Raw genomic sequence first — 17,190 nt, 5'->3', positions numbered from 1 at the left:
CGTGAGCGGTTATTTGTGATGAGGTGTCGGCATAACTAAGTGGATATAGCTAAGTAGATATAGCTGAGTCAATATTGTTCAGTATTTAATTAATTAGAATATTTGCAGATAAAAATGGATGAAAGGGCGCATTGCATGCTAGAGATGAATTTCGTGACCTAGCTTTTATGCTGGCATTTGCATAGGTGACGATATTCACAAGGTTAACCTGAGGAACCAGCAAAATCACAGGCTTATGCTACATTTTGTTGCATGAGGATTAAGCGTTTGAAATATCTCCCTGTAGGGGCAATCCGTTCACGTATCCTGATAAAAAAAGGCTGTCTGAGGTTAACTAATGATGAATAACAAAGAGTTATCTCACCCCCATTCCCTTGATGTCTCTCAAGCTCTCAAAACATTTGAAACCACGGAACAGGGGTTGAGCAGCACTGAGGCTCAGCAGCGGCTCAGTAAATACGGGCCGAACCGGTTGCCGGAGCCGGAGCGAGAATCGGTTTTCATTCGTTTTATCAATCACTTCAAGAATATGCTGGTGTACATCCTGCTCGCCGCAGCAGCGGCCACCGCATTTCTCGGCCACTGGGTTGATACTTGGGTCATTGTCGGGGTGGTGGTACTGAACGCGATTGTCGGCTTTGTGCAAGAGGGCAAAGCGGAAACGGCGCTGGCTGGTATCCGCAAAATGCTCTCTTCACGAGCGCAAGTTTTACGCGACAATGCCTGGGATGAAATCAATGCCGATGAGCTGGTGGTGGGCGATATTGTCCGACTGCGCTCGGGTGACCGCGTGCCAGCCGATCTGCGTCTGTTTGAGGCGACTGGGCTACGAATTGAAGAATCAGCACTGACTGGTGAGTCTGTCCCAGCAGATAAAGATATTGAGGCTTTAGCGGCGGACGCCCCACTGGGGGATCGTAATTGCATGGCCTATTCCGGTTCGATTGTGTCAGCAGGGCGCGGTATCGGGGTGGTTACCGCTACTGGTGCTCACACTGAGATCGGACAAATCAGCCGGATGATCAGTGAAGTTGAAGCGCTGGATACGCCACTGACTAAACAGATGGACCGCTTCAGCCGAGCGTTGGCGTGGGTTGTGGTTGCCATGCTGGTGTTGATGCTGCTGATTGGTGTGCTGTTCCATGGCCAAGAGTTGGTCGACGTGTTCATGGCAGCAATTGGCTTTGCGGTCGCCGCAATCCCTGAAGGTCTGCCTGCCATTTTGACCATTACGCTGGCCATTGGTGTGCAGCGGATGGCACAGCGCAATGCGATAACCCGCAAGCTGACCGCGGTAGAGACCTTAGGTTCGGTCACCGTGATTTGCTCGGATAAAACCGGCACCTTAACCCGTAATGAAATGACCGCGCAAAAAGTGGTAACACGTTGCGGTCAGTATGATGTGAGTGGGGATGGTTACCAATCGGAAGGGGTGATCACCTTAGATGGGAATAACCTCAATGCAGCAGAGCGAACTGGCTTGTCTGCGTTGCTGGAAGTGGTGACGGTGGCAAATGATACCCACGTGGTTAAAGAGAATGATGAGTGGCGGATTATTGGTGAGCCGACCGAAGCTGCGCTACGCGTACTTGGTAATAAAGGTGGCTTTGATGCTGCGCCGTATGAGCGCGTAGCGGCAATTCCCTTTGAATCAGCCAATAAATTCATGGCGACACTCAGTGATTCGCCAGCCAAAGAGCGTAAAATTTATCTCAAAGGTGCGCCAGATCGCTTGATTGCCCGCTGTCAGTTTGAACTCAACGAGAACGGAGTGACAGAGCCTATCGATGCCGCATTTTGGAATGCGCAAGTTGAAGCCTTGGGCAGTCAAGGATTACGGGTCTTGGCGGCGGCAATGCGTGCCGTGCCACTGAGCAAAGAGACATTAGAGATCAGTGACCTTGAGCAGGATATGGTTTTTGTCGGCTTAATTGGTATTGTTGACCCGCCACGTCCCGAGGCGATCACCGCCATTCATGAGTGTCACAAAGCGGGGATCCGGGTCAAGATGATCACCGGTGATCACGCTGATACGGCCAAAGCGATTGGTATTGCGATGGGGATTGGCGCGGCCGACACTATTGAAGTTGTGACTGGCGAGCAGTTGGAAGTCGCGAATGATGAAGAGCTACAACGTTTAGCTAAGCGCTGCGATATCTTTGCTCGCACCAGCCCTGAGCATAAATTGCGTCTGGTGATGGCACTGCAAGCACAGGGCGAGGTAGTGGCGATGACCGGGGATGGCGTGAACGATGCGCCAGCGTTAAAACGGGCCGATGTCGGGATCGCAATGGGCATCAAGGGCACGGAAGCGACCAAAGATGCGGCGGATATCGTGCTGGCCGACGATAACTTCTCCTCCATCGAAAAAGCGATCGAAGAAGGGCGGACGATTTACGATAATATCCAGAAATCATTGCTCTTCATCCTGCCTACTAACGGTGCGCAAGGCTTTGTTATGTTGTGCTCGGTCTTGTTGGGGCTGACTTTGCCGCTCACGGCCGTACAAATTTTGTGGGTGAACATGGTGGTGGCTGTGACATTGGCGCTGGCACTGGCGTTTGAACCCAGTGAACCGAATGTGATGAGTCGTCCGCCACGTAAAGCTAGCTCGTCGATTATCAGTGCGGCATTTTTACTGCGCGTCGCCATCGTTTCTACGCTGATTGGTGTGTTGACCATGTGCGTATTTGCGTTTGAATTGTCGGCAGGGAAAAGTGATGCGCTGGCAAAAACCATGGCACTCAACGTGCTGGTATTAGCGCAAACCTTCTATTTGTTTAATAGCCGCTACATCAACGTTTCTAGCTTAAGTTTTGAACGGCTATTTAATAACAAAGTGGCGTGGTTGATGGTGGGCATTTTATTACTGCTGCAACTGGCGTATGTGTATTTACCGTTTATGAACCGCTGGTTTGGTAGTTACCCATTAAGCTTTGGCCAGTGGGTGATCAGTGCCATTTTAGCCTTGGGGGTCTTCTTCTTGGTTGAACTGGAAAAAGTCATCTTCAGAAAACGCATGTAACTCATCCCACATGTACGGGTAATATTCGCCATCAGAGATTTCTGATGGCGTTTTTTTTATTGCGATGACGGGCTATGGATGGCAAAAGACTCACTACGTCATTAAAAAATCTGCGCAAAAGGATAAGAGTGAGAGGTCTGTTACAGTACCGCTCGGCCATAAACGCGTACTATGCGCGGCTGTTGCATATGCTCGCATGTGCTAAAAAATGGCTAATACCGCTTAGGGCTAATACCGTTTAGAGCTAATACCGCTTAGGAATAGTTATGACAGTCAGGAACGTCGTCAGAAAAGTGCGCTGGGGAATTGCGGGATTAGGCAAAATTGCGCATCGTTTTGCTAAAGATTTAACGCACAATGTCACCCTCGGGGAATTACATGCCGTTGCCGCACGTGACCTAGAGCGCGCCTCCGCGTTTGCAGAGCAATACCAAAGCCCGAAAAGTTACGGCACTTATACTGCATTGGCCCAAGATCCCGAGATTGATGTGGTATATGTGGCGACTATCCATCCGCTGCATAAAAGTCTGGTCGCGTTATTTTTAGCGCACGGCAAACATGTGCTAGTTGAGAAACCGGCATTTACCAATACCGAAGATTGGGATGAGATGTCGGCGCTAGCACAGCGTCAGGGATTGCTGCTGGTGGAAGCGATGAAAACGGTGACGTTTCCGGCTTATCAGGCATTGCGGAGTTTTATCAATGATAACCACATTACCCTGACGTCGATAGAAGCCTCGTTTGGCAATTACCATGAATTTGATCCGCAGCAATCGCTATTCAATCCCGCGCTCAGTGGCGGCGCAACGTTAGATGTGGGCGTGTATGCCTTGTGGTTATACGGCGATTTATGTCACTTGATGCAAAAAACGCTGATCAAACCGGTGGTGACAATTTCCCGTGATAATCCGACCTCTGAGGTGGATGAAAATGTGACGTTTCATTTTGCCGGTGCGCAACATGCCACGGTATCCGGAACGCTGTGCGCCTCGATAACGCGTCATTTACCCCGTGAGGCTGTACTGAAGGGGCCGGATGTACACATTGTGATCCGCGAAAAATGGTGGAATCCGTGCCACATTGAAATTTGTTATCAGGGGAAAGAGTTCACGATTGAAGCTCCTATGCTAGGCGGTGGCTTTGCCTATGAGATAGAACATGTTTCTGCATTAGTACAAAACAACGCTCAATGCTCAGAATTAATCCCTGCCAGTACTTCGCGTGCAGTGATAGCTCTTATGGAAAAGGCACTTTTCGAGCATGGATTTTCATATTTAGCGCGTAACTAGATTGAGAATAGCATTTACATGTCGCACTGTCATTATTTGATGCGGTGAGGAGGAAAATACATAGCCATGCGCTTTTATGCATAGCGCTTTCATGTATAGCACTTTAGTTTCAGCAAATGAAATGTCTCAAATCCTATCTATAGCGATTGCAACATTCTCGTTGGCATTTAATAGGGAAATTGTAGCTATCGATATGGTCTTATGTGACGCCTCTCTCTGAATATGCGTGGAAGTTGTTTCACTCCGTGATTATTTCTTTGTCAGAAAGCGATTCTGGCATGGAAATTGTTGCAAAGAATTAAAACCAGATTAAAAATAATCGAATTGCAAAAAGTCAGGCTATACTAAGCACGTATAGTCAATGATGTTGCATTGGTCAAGTGGAATGCTGAATGTCCCTGTTTAATGATGTAATCGTTTTGAATATGTTTATTCCTAAGCTAGTTGTGCTTGGGGTACTCTGTTTTTTTATAACGCAGATATCAATTAGAGTTGCGGCTAAATATAAATTGCTGGATTATTTTTGGCATCCTCGATTGATTATATGGCTATATGCAGCTGCAGTGTATTCAATCTTGACTGTCGTGACATTATCTTTTTGAGAGGTAAAAATGTTTAAGAGTAAAGCCTCGCGGACAGTTTTATTTGCTATATTTTCATCTTTGATCGTGATTTTTGGCATTTATAAGTACAATCATCAACTGAGTACGCGTCATGGTGTTGTAAGAGCTAATATTATTGACGTGGCACCACAAGTCAGTGGTGTAGTCACCGCTGTCAATGTTAAACACAATCAGCAAGTCAAGAAAGGGGAGTTGCTATTTTCAATCGATAATAGTGATTATCTGCTTGAGGTACAAACTGCGAAAGCAAATTTGGCTAATGTAGAACAACAATTGTTGGAGCAAGATGCTGCAATTATTTCGGCTAAAGCTACGTTGAAAAATGCGCAAGATAAGTATAGTTATGCGCAGTCTAACTTTAATAGAATTAAAAATTTAAAACAAAATAGCTTTGTGTCGACGAATGATTTCCAACAATCAGAAACCGATTTAAATGTAAGTCGCGGTAATGTCGCAACTGCGCAGGCTCAGTTACAACAAGCGATTGCTCGACGCGGAGCCTTAGGGGCAGAGAATGCTCAGTTGATGGCGGCAAAAGCGAAGTTAGCGAAAGCAGAATTAGATTTGTCTCGAACTAATGTTTATGCCTCTGTGAACGGCAAGATTGCGACTGTGAACCTGAATCAGGGTGACTACGTTCATCCCGGCAGCGCTGTTTTAGCCGAAGTGGATACTCAGAATATGTGGGTTGAAGGTGCATTCCCTGAAACTGTTATTGATGGTATTCGTGTTGGTGATAAAGCTGAAGTCTATTTAATGTCAGATGCCGGTGTAGGATATAAAGGTCATGTATCTAGCGTTGGTGCGGCGATAAACTCAAAAGAACTACCTAACCCGGGGTTAATCTCTCAGCTTCCACAAGTATTTGACTGGGTTCGCTTAGCTGAAAATATTCCTGTGAATATTCATCTTGATTCGGAAAGTGATATGTCTCATTTCATTCCTGGTCAGAGTGCAACAGTAAAAATCCTTAAATAAGGATAGATATTATGCTATTGCAGATTTTGAAGGCCACCCGTTTAACCATTGCTATATTATTATCATTTTATATAGCGATTCGGTTAGGCATGCATTCGCCAGGATGGGCAATTACCAGTGTCTTAGTGGTATCACTCGGCACCATTGGTGAGATTCAGGCTAAGTGGTGGCAACGGATCGTCGGTAACTTTGCAGGTGGTGTTGCGGCATTTTTTATGGTGTGGTGGTTAGCGGAAGACCCGGTGACCATTATGCTTGCGGCTGCACTGTTTGGCGGTGTGTGCACCTATATCAGTTTGACCAATTTTCTCTATAAGGACATGTGGCGTTGGATTATCATCGGTTTTGTGATTGTATTCAGTGCGTCGGTGTCTCAGCCAGATAAAGCATTTCCGGTCTTATTTGATCGGGTAGGCTGTGTATTTATTGGTTCGACTATTATATTTGTATTTAGTGCGTTGTGGCCATTGGAATATATTGAGTCGCTGCAAAAGCAGTATCATGGGCTATTGAGCAATTTAAAAGATATCTTGGATAAAGATGATGGCGATCCGGTAGATGTTTTTTTAGCGTTCGTACAGAAAATTTCAGCTTTTCGAACCATGTTATCCTCCAATTACAGCGATTACCGTGCGGTCTACTCGCGTGATTTTAACGTGATTAATCGAGTGTATGCGTTAGAGAAGCTAGGTCGTCATTTGTATTCCTTAAAAATGCAGCATGCTTTAACAGCGCCGGTCAAAGAGTGGGTAATCAATTCCCTCATTGCGGTAAAAGATCATCAAGAGTTGCCGCGCTTAGGAGTAGAAGCACATGGTCGTTATGGCTCACTGATCCGTCTAATTGAAGACGATTTTGATGAGCTAGTCAGAAAAGACATGACGACCTCAGAGATGAGCCGTTTTAGATGGCAATGGCAGAATAGGATGTTTAGTGCGGGCACGGATTCTCCACTCACAAGTTCATTCTTATTTTTCATCAGCTCTATTACCGCGATGGTGTTGTGGCGTCATGGTTGGCCGGGCGGCGGCGTGGTCATGTTATTGACCGCGGTGTTGTTAGTGAGCTGTCAGTACGGTGAGCGGATGTCACCTAAAAGCTATGCGATCGGATTTTCTGTTGGCACCGTATACGCATTTCCGATATTCATCTTCTTGCTGCCAAACTTACATAATGCTGAGGCATTTTGGCTGGGAATGGTGATGATCTTTTTCCCACTCGCATTCTTGATGTACGGCAAATATCAGATGCAGGCCATCTCTTTCATGGCATTTGCCACGGCGGTCATGGTTAACTCTAACAGTAAAAACTATGTGCCTAGCGATGGTTATTTCGAAAGTTATGTGACGTTTGTTTTTGTTATTGCTGCCGTATTACTGATCAGCGTGGCGGCGTTGACGCTATTTGTGGTTAATGATACGGAGACTCGCTTGAAAGCCCAGATAGAAGGATGGGTGAAAGAGCGTCGTCGGTTTTTAACCGATAAAAACTATAACCGCGTAAAGACATTAGCACGTTTAGAAAGACGTACCGATATTATTATTAGCATGTATAACAAGCTGGATAGTAATCAGCAGCAAAAATGGCGTAATAAGGTGGCGTCTATCCCCTTGATGCTAACAAGAATACAGCGTTGGGGTGAGATAAAAAGAGAACTGCGAGAGTGATGTTCGTGTTAGTTAGCAATAATAAGCAAGTATTGTTTTTGTGTGTTGGGCGTATTTATTACGCCCATTTGCTATGTTCATTGTATAAATGAACATAGCAAAACGATCACGGCAGTGATGATCAAGGGCAATATACACCGCAGAGCACAACGAAAGTCTCCGCTACCTTTACGTGTACTGGCATACCAAACGAGCAGCAGACTAAGGCATCCTAGCCAAAAATTGCATGCAAAACCGAGCACCATGAGCAGGATACTGACAATAAAAAACAGTCCGGCCATGCGCATTCCTCCGAAATATACGGTGAAACTGAACCATTCTATTATTCATTCCATAACTAATTTCAAATACGACGTCAGATTCATCCTGCGCGTATTAACCTGATTTCGTAGATGAGTCGGTAGGATTGATACTGGTGTCATGATGGTCAGCGTGATATCGCTCATGAAGATCGGAGAGTTCTGCGTCGTGATAATTCATCATGCGGCTGTGGTGGCGATAATATTTGTCATCATTCACGTGTTGCTTGGTGTTGTGCCACCGTGGCAAACAGGGCGTATTAGGGCGGCAGTTAGGCTGAATATTTTGATTGTCGGAGATGGTATTTCTACAGCGCACAGGGGGATATTGTTCAGCGGAGCAGGGGCGCTGATGCTGCAAATGATCGCCATGGTGAGCAAGAGCAGGCTGAGCAGTAAATACGGTAGTGAAGGTCAATGCGGTCAAGATAAACGGTATTTTCATCATATGTGCGACATGCTGATTGAATACATAATCTTGATACTACGCCTAGCAATATGACGCTTTGTTGCGCCCGATCACGCCTTGCAAGATTGCTGATGGTATAGCCTTGCTTGCCAGCGAAGGCAATTTTATTGCTGGCAGTGAAAGATAATAGAGATAACAATAACCGGAACTAGACCTGCGTGGTCGGCATCAATATCAAGGAATTATTGTGAGCGAACAGTACGATAACGAGGTGTCTTTACACTATGCGGCATACCGTCCGCCATTACATCAACAGATCTTAGCTGCGGCATTAGCCGAAGATTATGCAGAATATAAGGTGGCGTGTGGGGTTGATATTGGTTGTGGTACCGGTCTTTCCACTCAGGCATTAAAGCCTTATTGCGTGCAAGCCTTCGGTATCGATCCGAGTGCGGCGATGTTAGAACAAGCATCAGAGGCGGCGGGGATCACCTATCTACAAGGAACGGGCGAAGATATTGCGTTATCTGATGGCAGTGTAGATATCGTGACTTTTGCTGGCTCCTTGTCCTACGCTAAATCATCGGCGTTGGTACAAGAATTAGTACGCGTATGTCGGCCCAATGCCACGATCGTGGTGTATGACTTTGAGGTGCTATTACGTGATGTGATGGTGTCGCTAGGCATCTCGGAAACGCCAGTTCCTTCTACTTACGATCATGCCATCAATTTTCATGGCTGCGCGCAATTACATGAAACCAAGGTGCGCCAAGAGCAGCTGACGCTCGAGATGACTTCAGAGCAGTTGGCGCATGTGCTTTTTTCTTCATCGCGACGTTACCAGCAGCTGATTGCTCGCTTTGGTGCACACAACACGTTTACCACCGTGGTGCAGGCGCTCAATCACAAGGGGGATACGCATCCAATCAAGGTGGATATTTACTATTCAACCTATCAGCCGTCTGTTTTGGCTGGCTGCGAGCCTGAGCGGCGAGTCTCAACCATTGGTGATTCGTGAGGGGGTTGGCGAGGTGCTATTTTGACACTGGTCCTCGCGCATCCCTATAATCGCATCACTGGCCTTTTATGAATCGCTGAATCTGACAATGGATAAAAAACTGACCATCCTTGATATTGCCCGTCTGAGTGGCGTTAGCAAATCGACGGTTTCTCGGGTGATCAATCAAGATCCTCTGGTAAAGCCAGCGACGCGTGAACGGGTTGAACAGGTGATTGCTGAGCACGGGTTTGTGCCAAGCAAACCCGCTCAGGCCATGCGTAGCCAAAGCCAAAAAGTGATTGGCATCATTGTTTCCCGTCTGGATTCCGGCTCTGAAAACCAAGCCGTTCGTGGCATGCTGGAAGTGCTGTATGCACGTGGCTATGACGCCGTGTTGATGGAAAGTATGTTTGCGCCAGATAAAGTTCTGGAGCACTTGGCGGTGCTTGAGCGACGCGGAGTGGATGGCATCATCCTGTTCGCCTTTAACGATCTGGATTATGCGGCGATGCAACCTTTCCAACATAAGCTGGTGCTGGTGGCACGAGAGGCGGCGGGGTTCTCATCGGTCTGCTTTGATGATACCGGCGCGGTGACCGCCATGTTGAACCAATTGGTTAGCCGTGGAATACATGACATCGCTTATCTCGGCGTAGATACCACGGATTTGACCACCGGTCAGCGCCGTTTGGATGCGTACTTGGCCTATTGTCAGCAGACCGGCATTTCAGCGCGCTACGCACTCGGCGATCTTAGTTTACAAAGTGGCTATCGGCTGGCTGCGCAATTGCTGACGGCCAGCACACAAGCACTGGTCTGTGCCAGTGACACCTTGGCGTTAGGCGCTGCAAAATACCTGCAAGAACAAGGCCGTAGCGATGTTAAAGTTACCGGCCTTGGCAATAATCGCATGCTCACCTTTTTGTTCCCGAACGCCTTGAGCATTGATTTGGGCTACAAAGGTGCGGGCGAGCAAGCTGCGCGGCAACTGCTCGGTCAAATTGAGCAGGCATGTGCACCATCCACCACCATTGCGCCTTGTTGCGTATCGTGAAGCAGATCACCCTTGTCTGAGTAAAAAATTCGCTTTCGTGTGATGATAGCTCCAAAATGGGAACGTTCCCATTTTGTTTTTTCCCATTTCCAGCCATGCTTATTAGCAGTGGAACTGAAGAGCGATGCACATCAATAACGAGTGGACTTACAGAGGGAAGACCCATGTCCAAAATCAATGCACAACATCTGGCCGAGCTGATTGAGAAGATCGGTGGGAAAGAGAATATCGCCACGGTTAGCCATTGTCTGACCCGGCTGCGCTTTGTACTGGTCGATCCTGCCAAGGCAGACAGCAAGGCTATCGAAGCGATCCCTGCGGTGAAGGGCTGCTTTACCAATGCTGGGCAGTTTCAGGTGGTGATCGGTAATGAGGTCGATCATTGGTACAAGGCGCTGACGCAAGAGCTGGGCGTAAGCGGTGGCAGTAAGGAAGCGGCGAAGCAGGCGGCGCGTCAGAACATGAATTTTCTGGAGCGTGGGATTTCCCATCTGGCGGAAATTTTTGTCCCGCTGCTGCCAGCGATTATCACTGGCGGTCTGATCCTCGGTTTTCGTAATGTGATTGGCGACATCAAAATGTTTGATGGTCACACTTTAACCGAAATCAGCCCATTCTGGGCGCAAGTGAACTCGTTTCTCTGGCTGCTGGGTGAAGCGATTTTCCATTTCTTGCCGGTTGGCGTGTGTTGGTCGGCAGTGAAGAAAATGGGCGGCTCTGAGATCCTCGGTATTGTGCTCGGGGTGACGTTGGTGTCGCCGCAGTTAATGAATGCGTACTCCATTGGACAGCAAATTCCAGAGGTTTGGGATTTTGGTTTCTTTGCGATCGATAAAGTTGGTTATCAGGCGCAGGTTATCCCCGCCTTGCTGGCTGGGGTGGCGTTGGCGTGGATTGAGGTGAACCTCAAACGCATTATTCCTGCCTATCTGTATCTGGTGATTGTGCCGTTTGTTTCTTTGCTGCTGGCAGTGATTTTGGCGCATACCCTGATTGGCCCATTTGGGCGTTGGATTGGTGATGGTGTCGGGCTTGCAGCTAAAGCGGCGATGACCGGCACGTTTGCGCCGATTGGCTCGGCGATCTTTGGCTTTATCTATGCGCCGCTGGTGATCACCGGTATTCACCACACGACTAACGCTATTGATCTTCAGTTGATGCAAAGCATCGGCGGTACGCCGATTTGGCCTTTGATTGCGCTCTCTAATATCGCGCAGGCCTCAGCGGTGGTAGGCATTATTTTCATGAGCCGTAAGGCCAATGAGCGTGAAATCTCGGTTCCGGCGGCGATCTCTGGTTATCTGGGGGTGACAGAGCCGGCGATGTACGGGATTAACTTGAAATACAAATTCCCGATGCTGTGCGCCATGATTGGTTCAAGTTGTGCAGCGCTGATTTGCGGTTTAGCCGGTGTAATGGCGAACGGTATTGGTGTGGGCGGCTTACCGGGCATCTTATCTATCCAGCCGCGTTTTTGGTTGGTGTACGCGGTCGCCATGCTGGTGGCCGTGGTGGTGCCGATTTTGTTGACCATGCTGGTGTATAAGCGCAAACAAGCAGCCGGTACGCTGATGCAATCGGAGTCGTAGTTCTATGGTTAAAGGCGGCCAAGCAGGTCGTCTTTAACCGTATTTAAATTCGCTACTTATTGAAGAGAAAGCGTTATGAGTCAAATACCTTGGTGGCAGAACGCGGTGATTTATCAAATCTATCCGAAGAGTTTTCAGGATAGTGGGGCGCGCGGCACCGGCGATTTACGCGGGATAATCTCTCGTCTCGATTATCTGCAAACCTTGGGCGTTGATGCGCTGTGGCTCACGCCGGTATATGTATCACCTCAAGTGGATAACGGTTATGACATTGCTGACTACTATCGCATTGATCCGGCCTACGGCACGATGGCCGATTTCGAGGCGCTACTAAGCGCGGTGCATGCACGTGGAATGCGGATTGTGATGGATATCGTGGTCAATCACACATCCACGGCGCACGAATGGTTTAGGGCGGCTATGGCGGATAAAAATAGCCCGTATCGTGATTACTATATCTGGCGCGATCCGGTGGCTGGCGATGTGCCGAATAACTGGCAATCCAAATTTGGTGGCAGTGCTTGGGAGTGGGATGCAGCCTCTGGCCAATTTTATCTGCATCTGTTTGCGCGTGAGCAGGCGGATCTGAATTGGGAAAATCCGGCGGTGCGGGCCGAGGTGAAAAAGGTCATCCATTTTTGGGCACAAAAGGGCGTGGATGGTTTTCGGTTAGATGTGATTAACCTGATATCCAAAGATCAGTCGTTCCCGAATGATGACATAGGTGATGGCCGCCGCTTCTACACCGATGGGCCTCGTATCCATGAATTCTTGCAGGAGCTTAGCCGCGAAGTGTTTGTGCCAGTACAGGTGATGACGGTCGGTGAGATGTCCTCTACATCACTGGAACATTGTCAGCGCTATGGCGCGCTGGATGGCTCCGAGCTGTCGATGGTGTTCAACTTCCACCATCTGAAAGTGGATTACCCGAATGGCGATAAATGGACGTGTGCGCCGTTTGATTTTCTCGAACTCAAACGCATCTTTAACCATTGGCAAACCGGGATGCACGGAAAAGGTTGGTCGGCGCTGTTTTGGTGCAATCATGATCAGCCCCGCATCGTGTCGCGCTTTGGTGAGGATGGTGAGTTTCGCGTAATTGCGGCCAAAATGCTGGCGAGCACGTTGCATGGATTACAAGGCACGCCGTATATCTATCAAGGTGAAGAGTTGGGAATGACAAATCCGGGTTATCAGCAAATTGATGATTATCAGGATGTGGAAAGCCACAATATTTTCGCCATCAAACAGGCGCAGGGGATGGATGACGCGCAGATTTTGGCAATTTTAGCCGCGCGCTCGCGTGATAACTCGCGTACGCCGATGCAATGGAGCGCGGATGCTAATGCCGGTTTTACCCAAGGTACGCCGTGGTTAAAACCTGCCGCCAACTATACCGAGATTAACGCGGTTGCGGCGAAAGCCGATCCGGATTCGGTATTCTGGCATTACCGCGATTTGATCCGCCTGCGTAAAGCGCATCCGATCTTCACGCTCGGTGACTATCAAGAGTTGCTGCCTGAGCACCACCAAATTTGGGCTTACACTCGCCAGTGGCAAGGACAGACGCTGTTGGTGGTGAGTAATTTCTATCGTGAGCCGGTAGATTTTGTGTTGCCAAGTCACCTTGGCGGGCAGAACGCTGTTCCAGCTCCGTCAGAAACGCAGTCAATCATACCGCCACGTAGCCAACTTTTACTCAGCAACTATGCGGATACCCCAACGCAGCCACAAAGCAGTCAATTACGCCCGTATGAGTCGGCGATCTGGTTGATTGAATCGAGCTAAGTGGTGCGAGTGAGACGATAACAACAGAGCCGGTCTAGTTGGTTAGGGAACCTAGATCGGCTCGTTAAAATCACGGGTCATGCGTTCAGCGAGCGTATTTGCGCTATGAAGCATGACTCATGCAGCATAATTAGCCTTGTGGCATCACGGTGGCGTCAGGCGCGGCGCTCCAGATGCGGTAGCGAACTTCTGCCCCTTCAGGTGCATACACCACGATTGGCAGACGGCTGTTGTAGCGGATCAGGTATGGCTCACCGCCTAAGGAAACAAAGCGCGTCACTTTTGGCGCATTGCTGTCTACCGCCATCAGCGTGCCAGCCATTGGGCCTAGGTTGCTCACTACATAGCGTGGGAAACCCCATCCATCAATAATCTGTTCTTCAACCTTGCCAGTGAAGAAATAGGTATTCGCTTTATCCACTTGCGCGTTTTTGCCCACAATCAGCTGTACTTTGAAGTCGGCTTCATTGCTGCGAGTCGGCAGTTGTAAAACATGTCTGACTTGGCCGGCCTCTGCAGGCGGGAACGCTTTCATATTGTCTGCTGCATGGGCTGGCAGAATGGAAGAAGCAAGTAACACAGCCATGGCGGAAAATAATTTTTTCATGTTAAAGCCTTATACAAAACAGAAGAGGGGATACCCACGATCGGTAACCGGTTTTCATTCCCTGTAAAAAATAACGCTGTCTGACCAAATATCAGACAAAACAGGTTAAGAACGAGTGAATGTGCAGAGTAAATACTGCTCACCGATGTTATCCCTGTGTTTGGATTTATAGCATAAAAGCATGCGCCTCACCCAATAGCTATACAAAACTATACAAAAGGACAATTCAGCAGCACTTATCTGCTTTAATATTAGGCTATAGAAAACGAATTACGTGGTATTAAGGCGTTATGCAGGAAAAACATTGGTCGAAAATACAGCTGTTACATGAAGTAGTCACGAACCCGAATATTGTGATTAAAGGCAAACACAGTTATTACAGTGATTGTTGGGATACGGGCTTTGAAGCATCGGCTGTGCGGTATTTGTACGGGGATAAAATCAGTTCGCAGTGGGATTCATTGTGGGAAATCGACAAGCTCTATATTGGTGACTATGTCTGCATTGCGCCGGAAGTCGTGATATTGATGGGCGGGAATCATACCCATCGTGCAGATTGGTTTTGCTTATATCCCTTTATGGACACCATCGTAGATTCGTATGTCGGCAAAGGCGACACACATATCGGGGATGGTGCATGGTTGGGCATGCGCGCGATGATTATGCCCGGTGTGCGGATTGGTGAAGGCGCGATAGTGGCGGCAAACAGTGTGGTGACCCGCGATGTGGAGCCCTACAGTGTGGTTGCTGGCTCACCGGCTAGCGTCGTCAAATACCGCTTTGATCCTGATACTATCGCTACGTTACTGGCACTCAATATCTATGATTGGCCAGAGGAAAAATTTGCAGCGTTAAAGCCTTATTTGTGTGCCTCTGACATTCAGCGGTTGGTCGAAGCCGAGGCCTGTTACGAGCAGAAAACACGGTTTGGATCGTAAATACGCTGTAAAAAAGCTGTGTTTAACATAATGATTTTAAGACGATTTTACTTGCATGTATCGCTCTGTAATCTTGCAGGGCGAGTGCGGTGAATCACTTCGCAAAACCGCAATGCCGATGGTTTTTCCTTGTGAAGCATAGGAAGAAGAGACCTATGATCTGGAGTGTCTTACTGACTCGTTGTGAGTCTTAAGCCAACCTCAAGCTCATAACAAGTAGCCCTTAACAAGTAGCTCTTTACAAGCAGCTCTATACAAGGACGTACCCTATGTTTCGACTGACTCGCGCCGCGGTACTGGTTGCTTCGGTATGCTCGTTACCCGCCTTGGCGGCCATGAATATCCAACCTGATCCACAAACCCCCGGCGGTTACGTGATTGCGACTGCTGATATCAACGCCGTTGAACAGCAAAAGACTGCTAACCCGATGTACGCGATTTGGGCCCAGTCACTGGCAACGCGCCCAAATACCATTGTGGATGCCATCGAGCCCGGGTTGGCCAGTAATCCAGACAACGTTAAACGCGCCGAACGTGTATTCCCTGCCCATGAGTGGGCCTATTTAACTCAAATGGCGGCGCCGGAATACACGTATGTGCGCTTCTTGCGCGCAGTAGGGAAATTCCCTGCGTTTTGCAGTGACTACACCGATGGCCGCAATGCGGATGCGATCTGTAAAAAATCCATCATCACTATGTTTGCCCACTTTGCTCAGGAGACCGGCGGACACATCGCGAAAGATAATGTTTCCGATAACCCGCTGGCGCTAGAAGAGTGGCAACAGGCGCTGGTGCATGTGCGCGAGATGGGCTGGTCAGAAGGGCAAACCGGTTACACCACCGGCTGTGGTCAGAATGATTGGCAAAACAAGAAGTGGCCTTGTGCAACTGGGCAAGGTTATTTTGGTCGTGGCGCGAAGCAGCTGTCATACCATTTTAACTACGGCGCGTTTTCCGAAGCCATGTTCGATGGCAAAGCCTCTGTGCTGCTGAACGAACCGGGGCGAGTGGCTGACTCGTGGCTCAATTTGGCCTCGGCTATCTGGTTTTTCCTGACGCCACAGGCACCGAAGCCATCGATGTTGCATGTGGTTGACCGGACATGGAAGCCATCTCAGCGTGAGTTGGATGCCGGAATCGGCTACGGCTTTGGTACCACCATCAATATTATCAACGGCGGCATTGAGTGCGGCGAGCACAATAAAGACAAAGGCCAGCCAGTGAACCGGATCCGCTATTGGGAAGGGCTGGCGGCACACTATCAAATTCCGCAGCTGCCGGATGAGAAAAATACTTGCTGGCAGCAAACACCGTACGGCAGTTTGAACCTGAACGGGGCAACCGATGTGCTGTATACCAATTGGGATGGTAACTGGAAGTATTATGCTGACCGTCCGGGTGGTTACTCGTTTGAATGTGAATTAGTCGGGTTCCAAACGGCGTATTCTGCGCTGGTGAAAGGCGACTACGAGAAGTGTGTCACGAACTTCTACGGCTCACACGCCAGCTGGCCGAAGGTGCGAGTTGTCGAGAAGTTAGATCCTCCGCCGGTTAATCCAGGTGAGCCGCCAGTGGGTGGGGTGGCTGGCTGGGAGGCTGGCAAAGTCTACAACGCGGGTGATAAAGTCAGCTATAAGGGCGTGATTTATCAGGCCAAGTGGTGGACGCAAGGGGATGATCCTAGCAAAGGCGGCGCATGGGCAGTTGTGACAGCGTAACGTACCACAAGGCCATATCGAACTTACGTTGAATATGGCCTGAGCAATATGATTTATAATCAATGCGTTGTGGCTCATTGTGTATGAAAGGCGTCAATCGACGCCTTTTCCTATTTAGAAAAGGCATACTGAATTTCGGTTACTGGATTTATCTCTCACTCCCACTTAATGTTAAAGATGTATTGTTACAGAGCGAAATAAACTGA

General features: G+C 48.5%; 13 protein-coding genes. 12 read left to right on the top strand and 1 reads right to left on the bottom strand.

Annotation, left to right across the window (positions count from 1 at the left end):
- Positions 1–337 precede the first annotated feature (337 nt).
- The 10 genes from L975_RS01960 to treC all read left to right on the top strand — a co-directional run bounded on the left by L975_RS01960 (position 338) and on the right by treC (position 13,721).
- Positions 338–3,025, top strand: coding sequence for a cation-transporting P-type ATPase (locus L975_RS01960; RefSeq protein WP_156121053.1), 2,688 nt, complete (start codon positions 338–340; stop codon positions 3,023–3,025).
- 266 nt (positions 3,026–3,291) lie between these two features.
- Positions 3,292–4,314: a Gfo/Idh/MocA family protein gene (locus tag L975_RS01955; RefSeq protein ID WP_047706893.1), complete on the top strand. Its 1,023-nt coding sequence runs from the start codon at positions 3,292–3,294 to the stop codon at positions 4,312–4,314.
- A 392-nt stretch (positions 4,315–4,706) separates the two neighbouring features.
- Positions 4,707–4,916: a DUF1656 domain-containing protein gene (locus L975_RS17480; RefSeq protein ID WP_071596476.1), complete on the top strand. Its 210-nt coding sequence runs from the start codon at positions 4,707–4,709 to the stop codon at positions 4,914–4,916.
- A gap of 9 nt (positions 4,917–4,925) precedes the next feature.
- Positions 4,926–5,915: an HlyD family secretion protein gene (locus tag L975_RS01950; RefSeq protein ID WP_047706891.1), complete on the top strand. Its 990-nt coding sequence runs from the start codon at positions 4,926–4,928 to the stop codon at positions 5,913–5,915.
- A gap of 11 nt (positions 5,916–5,926) precedes the next feature.
- A complete protein-coding gene (locus L975_RS01945; protein WP_047706890.1) occupies positions 5,927–7,582 on the top strand; it encodes an FUSC family protein in 1,656 nt (551 codons plus the stop codon).
- Between the two features lie 420 nt (positions 7,583–8,002).
- Positions 8,003–8,383 carry a hypothetical protein gene (locus tag L975_RS01940; protein WP_047706888.1) on the top strand — a complete coding sequence of 127 codons (381 nt, stop codon included), beginning with the start codon at positions 8,003–8,005 and terminating at the stop codon, positions 8,381–8,383.
- Positions 8,384–8,537: 154 nt separating this feature from the next.
- The gene (locus L975_RS01935) at positions 8,538–9,308 is read left to right on the top strand and encodes a class I SAM-dependent methyltransferase (protein WP_052181200.1); all 771 of its coding nucleotides are present in this window, start codon (positions 8,538–8,540) and stop codon (positions 9,306–9,308) included.
- An 88-nt stretch (positions 9,309–9,396) separates the two neighbouring features.
- The gene (gene treR, locus L975_RS01930) at positions 9,397–10,344 is read left to right on the top strand and encodes a trehalose operon repressor TreR (RefSeq protein ID WP_047706887.1); all 948 of its coding nucleotides are present in this window, start codon (positions 9,397–9,399) and stop codon (positions 10,342–10,344) included.
- A gap of 164 nt (positions 10,345–10,508) precedes the next feature.
- Positions 10,509–11,933, top strand: coding sequence for a PTS trehalose transporter subunit IIBC (gene treB, locus L975_RS01925; RefSeq protein ID WP_047706885.1), 1,425 nt, complete (start codon positions 10,509–10,511; stop codon positions 11,931–11,933).
- Positions 11,934–12,008: 75 nt separating this feature from the next.
- On the top strand, positions 12,009–13,721 hold the full coding sequence (gene treC / locus L975_RS01920) for an alpha,alpha-phosphotrehalase (protein WP_047706883.1): 1,713 nt from the start codon (positions 12,009–12,011) through the stop codon (positions 13,719–13,721).
- A gap of 130 nt (positions 13,722–13,851) precedes the next feature.
- On the opposite strand, the gene L975_RS01915 is transcribed toward treC, so the two are convergent.
- On the bottom strand, positions 13,852–14,328 hold the full coding sequence (locus L975_RS01915) for an ecotin (RefSeq protein WP_047706882.1): 477 nt from the start codon (positions 14,326–14,328) through the stop codon (positions 13,852–13,854).
- A 290-nt stretch (positions 14,329–14,618) separates the two neighbouring features.
- Between L975_RS01915 and L975_RS01910 the strand changes: the two genes are divergently transcribed.
- The gene (locus L975_RS01910; protein WP_047706880.1) at positions 14,619–15,266 is read left to right on the top strand and encodes a CatB-related O-acetyltransferase; all 648 of its coding nucleotides are present in this window, start codon (positions 14,619–14,621) and stop codon (positions 15,264–15,266) included.
- Positions 15,267–15,535: 269 nt separating this feature from the next.
- A complete protein-coding gene (locus L975_RS18675; RefSeq protein ID WP_010863714.1) occupies positions 15,536–16,984 on the top strand; it encodes a chitinase in 1,449 nt (482 codons plus the stop codon).
- The last annotated feature ends 206 nt before the right edge of the window (positions 16,985–17,190 follow it).

Origin of the sequence: Plesiomonas sp. ZOR0011, assembly GCF_000800945.1 — a bacterium.
GTDB classification, from domain to species: domain Bacteria; phylum Pseudomonadota; class Gammaproteobacteria; order Enterobacterales; family CAMTGL01; genus Plesiomonas; species Plesiomonas shigelloides.
This window is presented reverse-complemented; position numbering and strand designations above follow the sequence as displayed.

Excerpts from the sequence above, each read along its gene's own strand:
- L975_RS01960 (WP_156121053.1), top strand. The coding sequence starts at position 338 with ATGATGAATAACAAAGAGTTATCTCACCCCCATTCCCTTGATGTCTCT.
- L975_RS01955 (WP_047706893.1), top strand. The coding sequence starts at position 3,292 with ATGACAGTCAGGAACGTCGTCAGAAAAGTGCGCTGGGGAATTGCGGGA.
- L975_RS17480 (WP_071596476.1), top strand. The coding sequence starts at position 4,707 with ATGTCCCTGTTTAATGATGTAATCGTTTTGAATATGTTTATTCCTAAG.
- L975_RS01950 (WP_047706891.1), top strand. The coding sequence starts at position 4,926 with ATGTTTAAGAGTAAAGCCTCGCGGACAGTTTTATTTGCTATATTTTCA.
- L975_RS01945 (WP_047706890.1), top strand. The coding sequence starts at position 5,927 with ATGCTATTGCAGATTTTGAAGGCCACCCGTTTAACCATTGCTATATTA.
- L975_RS01940 (WP_047706888.1), top strand. The coding sequence starts at position 8,003 with ATGATGGTCAGCGTGATATCGCTCATGAAGATCGGAGAGTTCTGCGTC.
- treR (WP_047706887.1), top strand. The coding sequence starts at position 9,397 with ATGGATAAAAAACTGACCATCCTTGATATTGCCCGTCTGAGTGGCGTT.
- treB (WP_047706885.1), top strand. The coding sequence starts at position 10,509 with ATGTCCAAAATCAATGCACAACATCTGGCCGAGCTGATTGAGAAGATC.
- treC (WP_047706883.1), top strand. The coding sequence starts at position 12,009 with ATGAGTCAAATACCTTGGTGGCAGAACGCGGTGATTTATCAAATCTAT.
- L975_RS01915 (WP_047706882.1), bottom strand. The coding sequence starts at position 14,328 with ATGAAAAAATTATTTTCCGCCATGGCTGTGTTACTTGCTTCTTCCATT.
- L975_RS01910 (WP_047706880.1), top strand. The coding sequence starts at position 14,619 with ATGCAGGAAAAACATTGGTCGAAAATACAGCTGTTACATGAAGTAGTC.
- L975_RS18675 (WP_010863714.1), top strand. The coding sequence starts at position 15,536 with ATGTTTCGACTGACTCGCGCCGCGGTACTGGTTGCTTCGGTATGCTCG.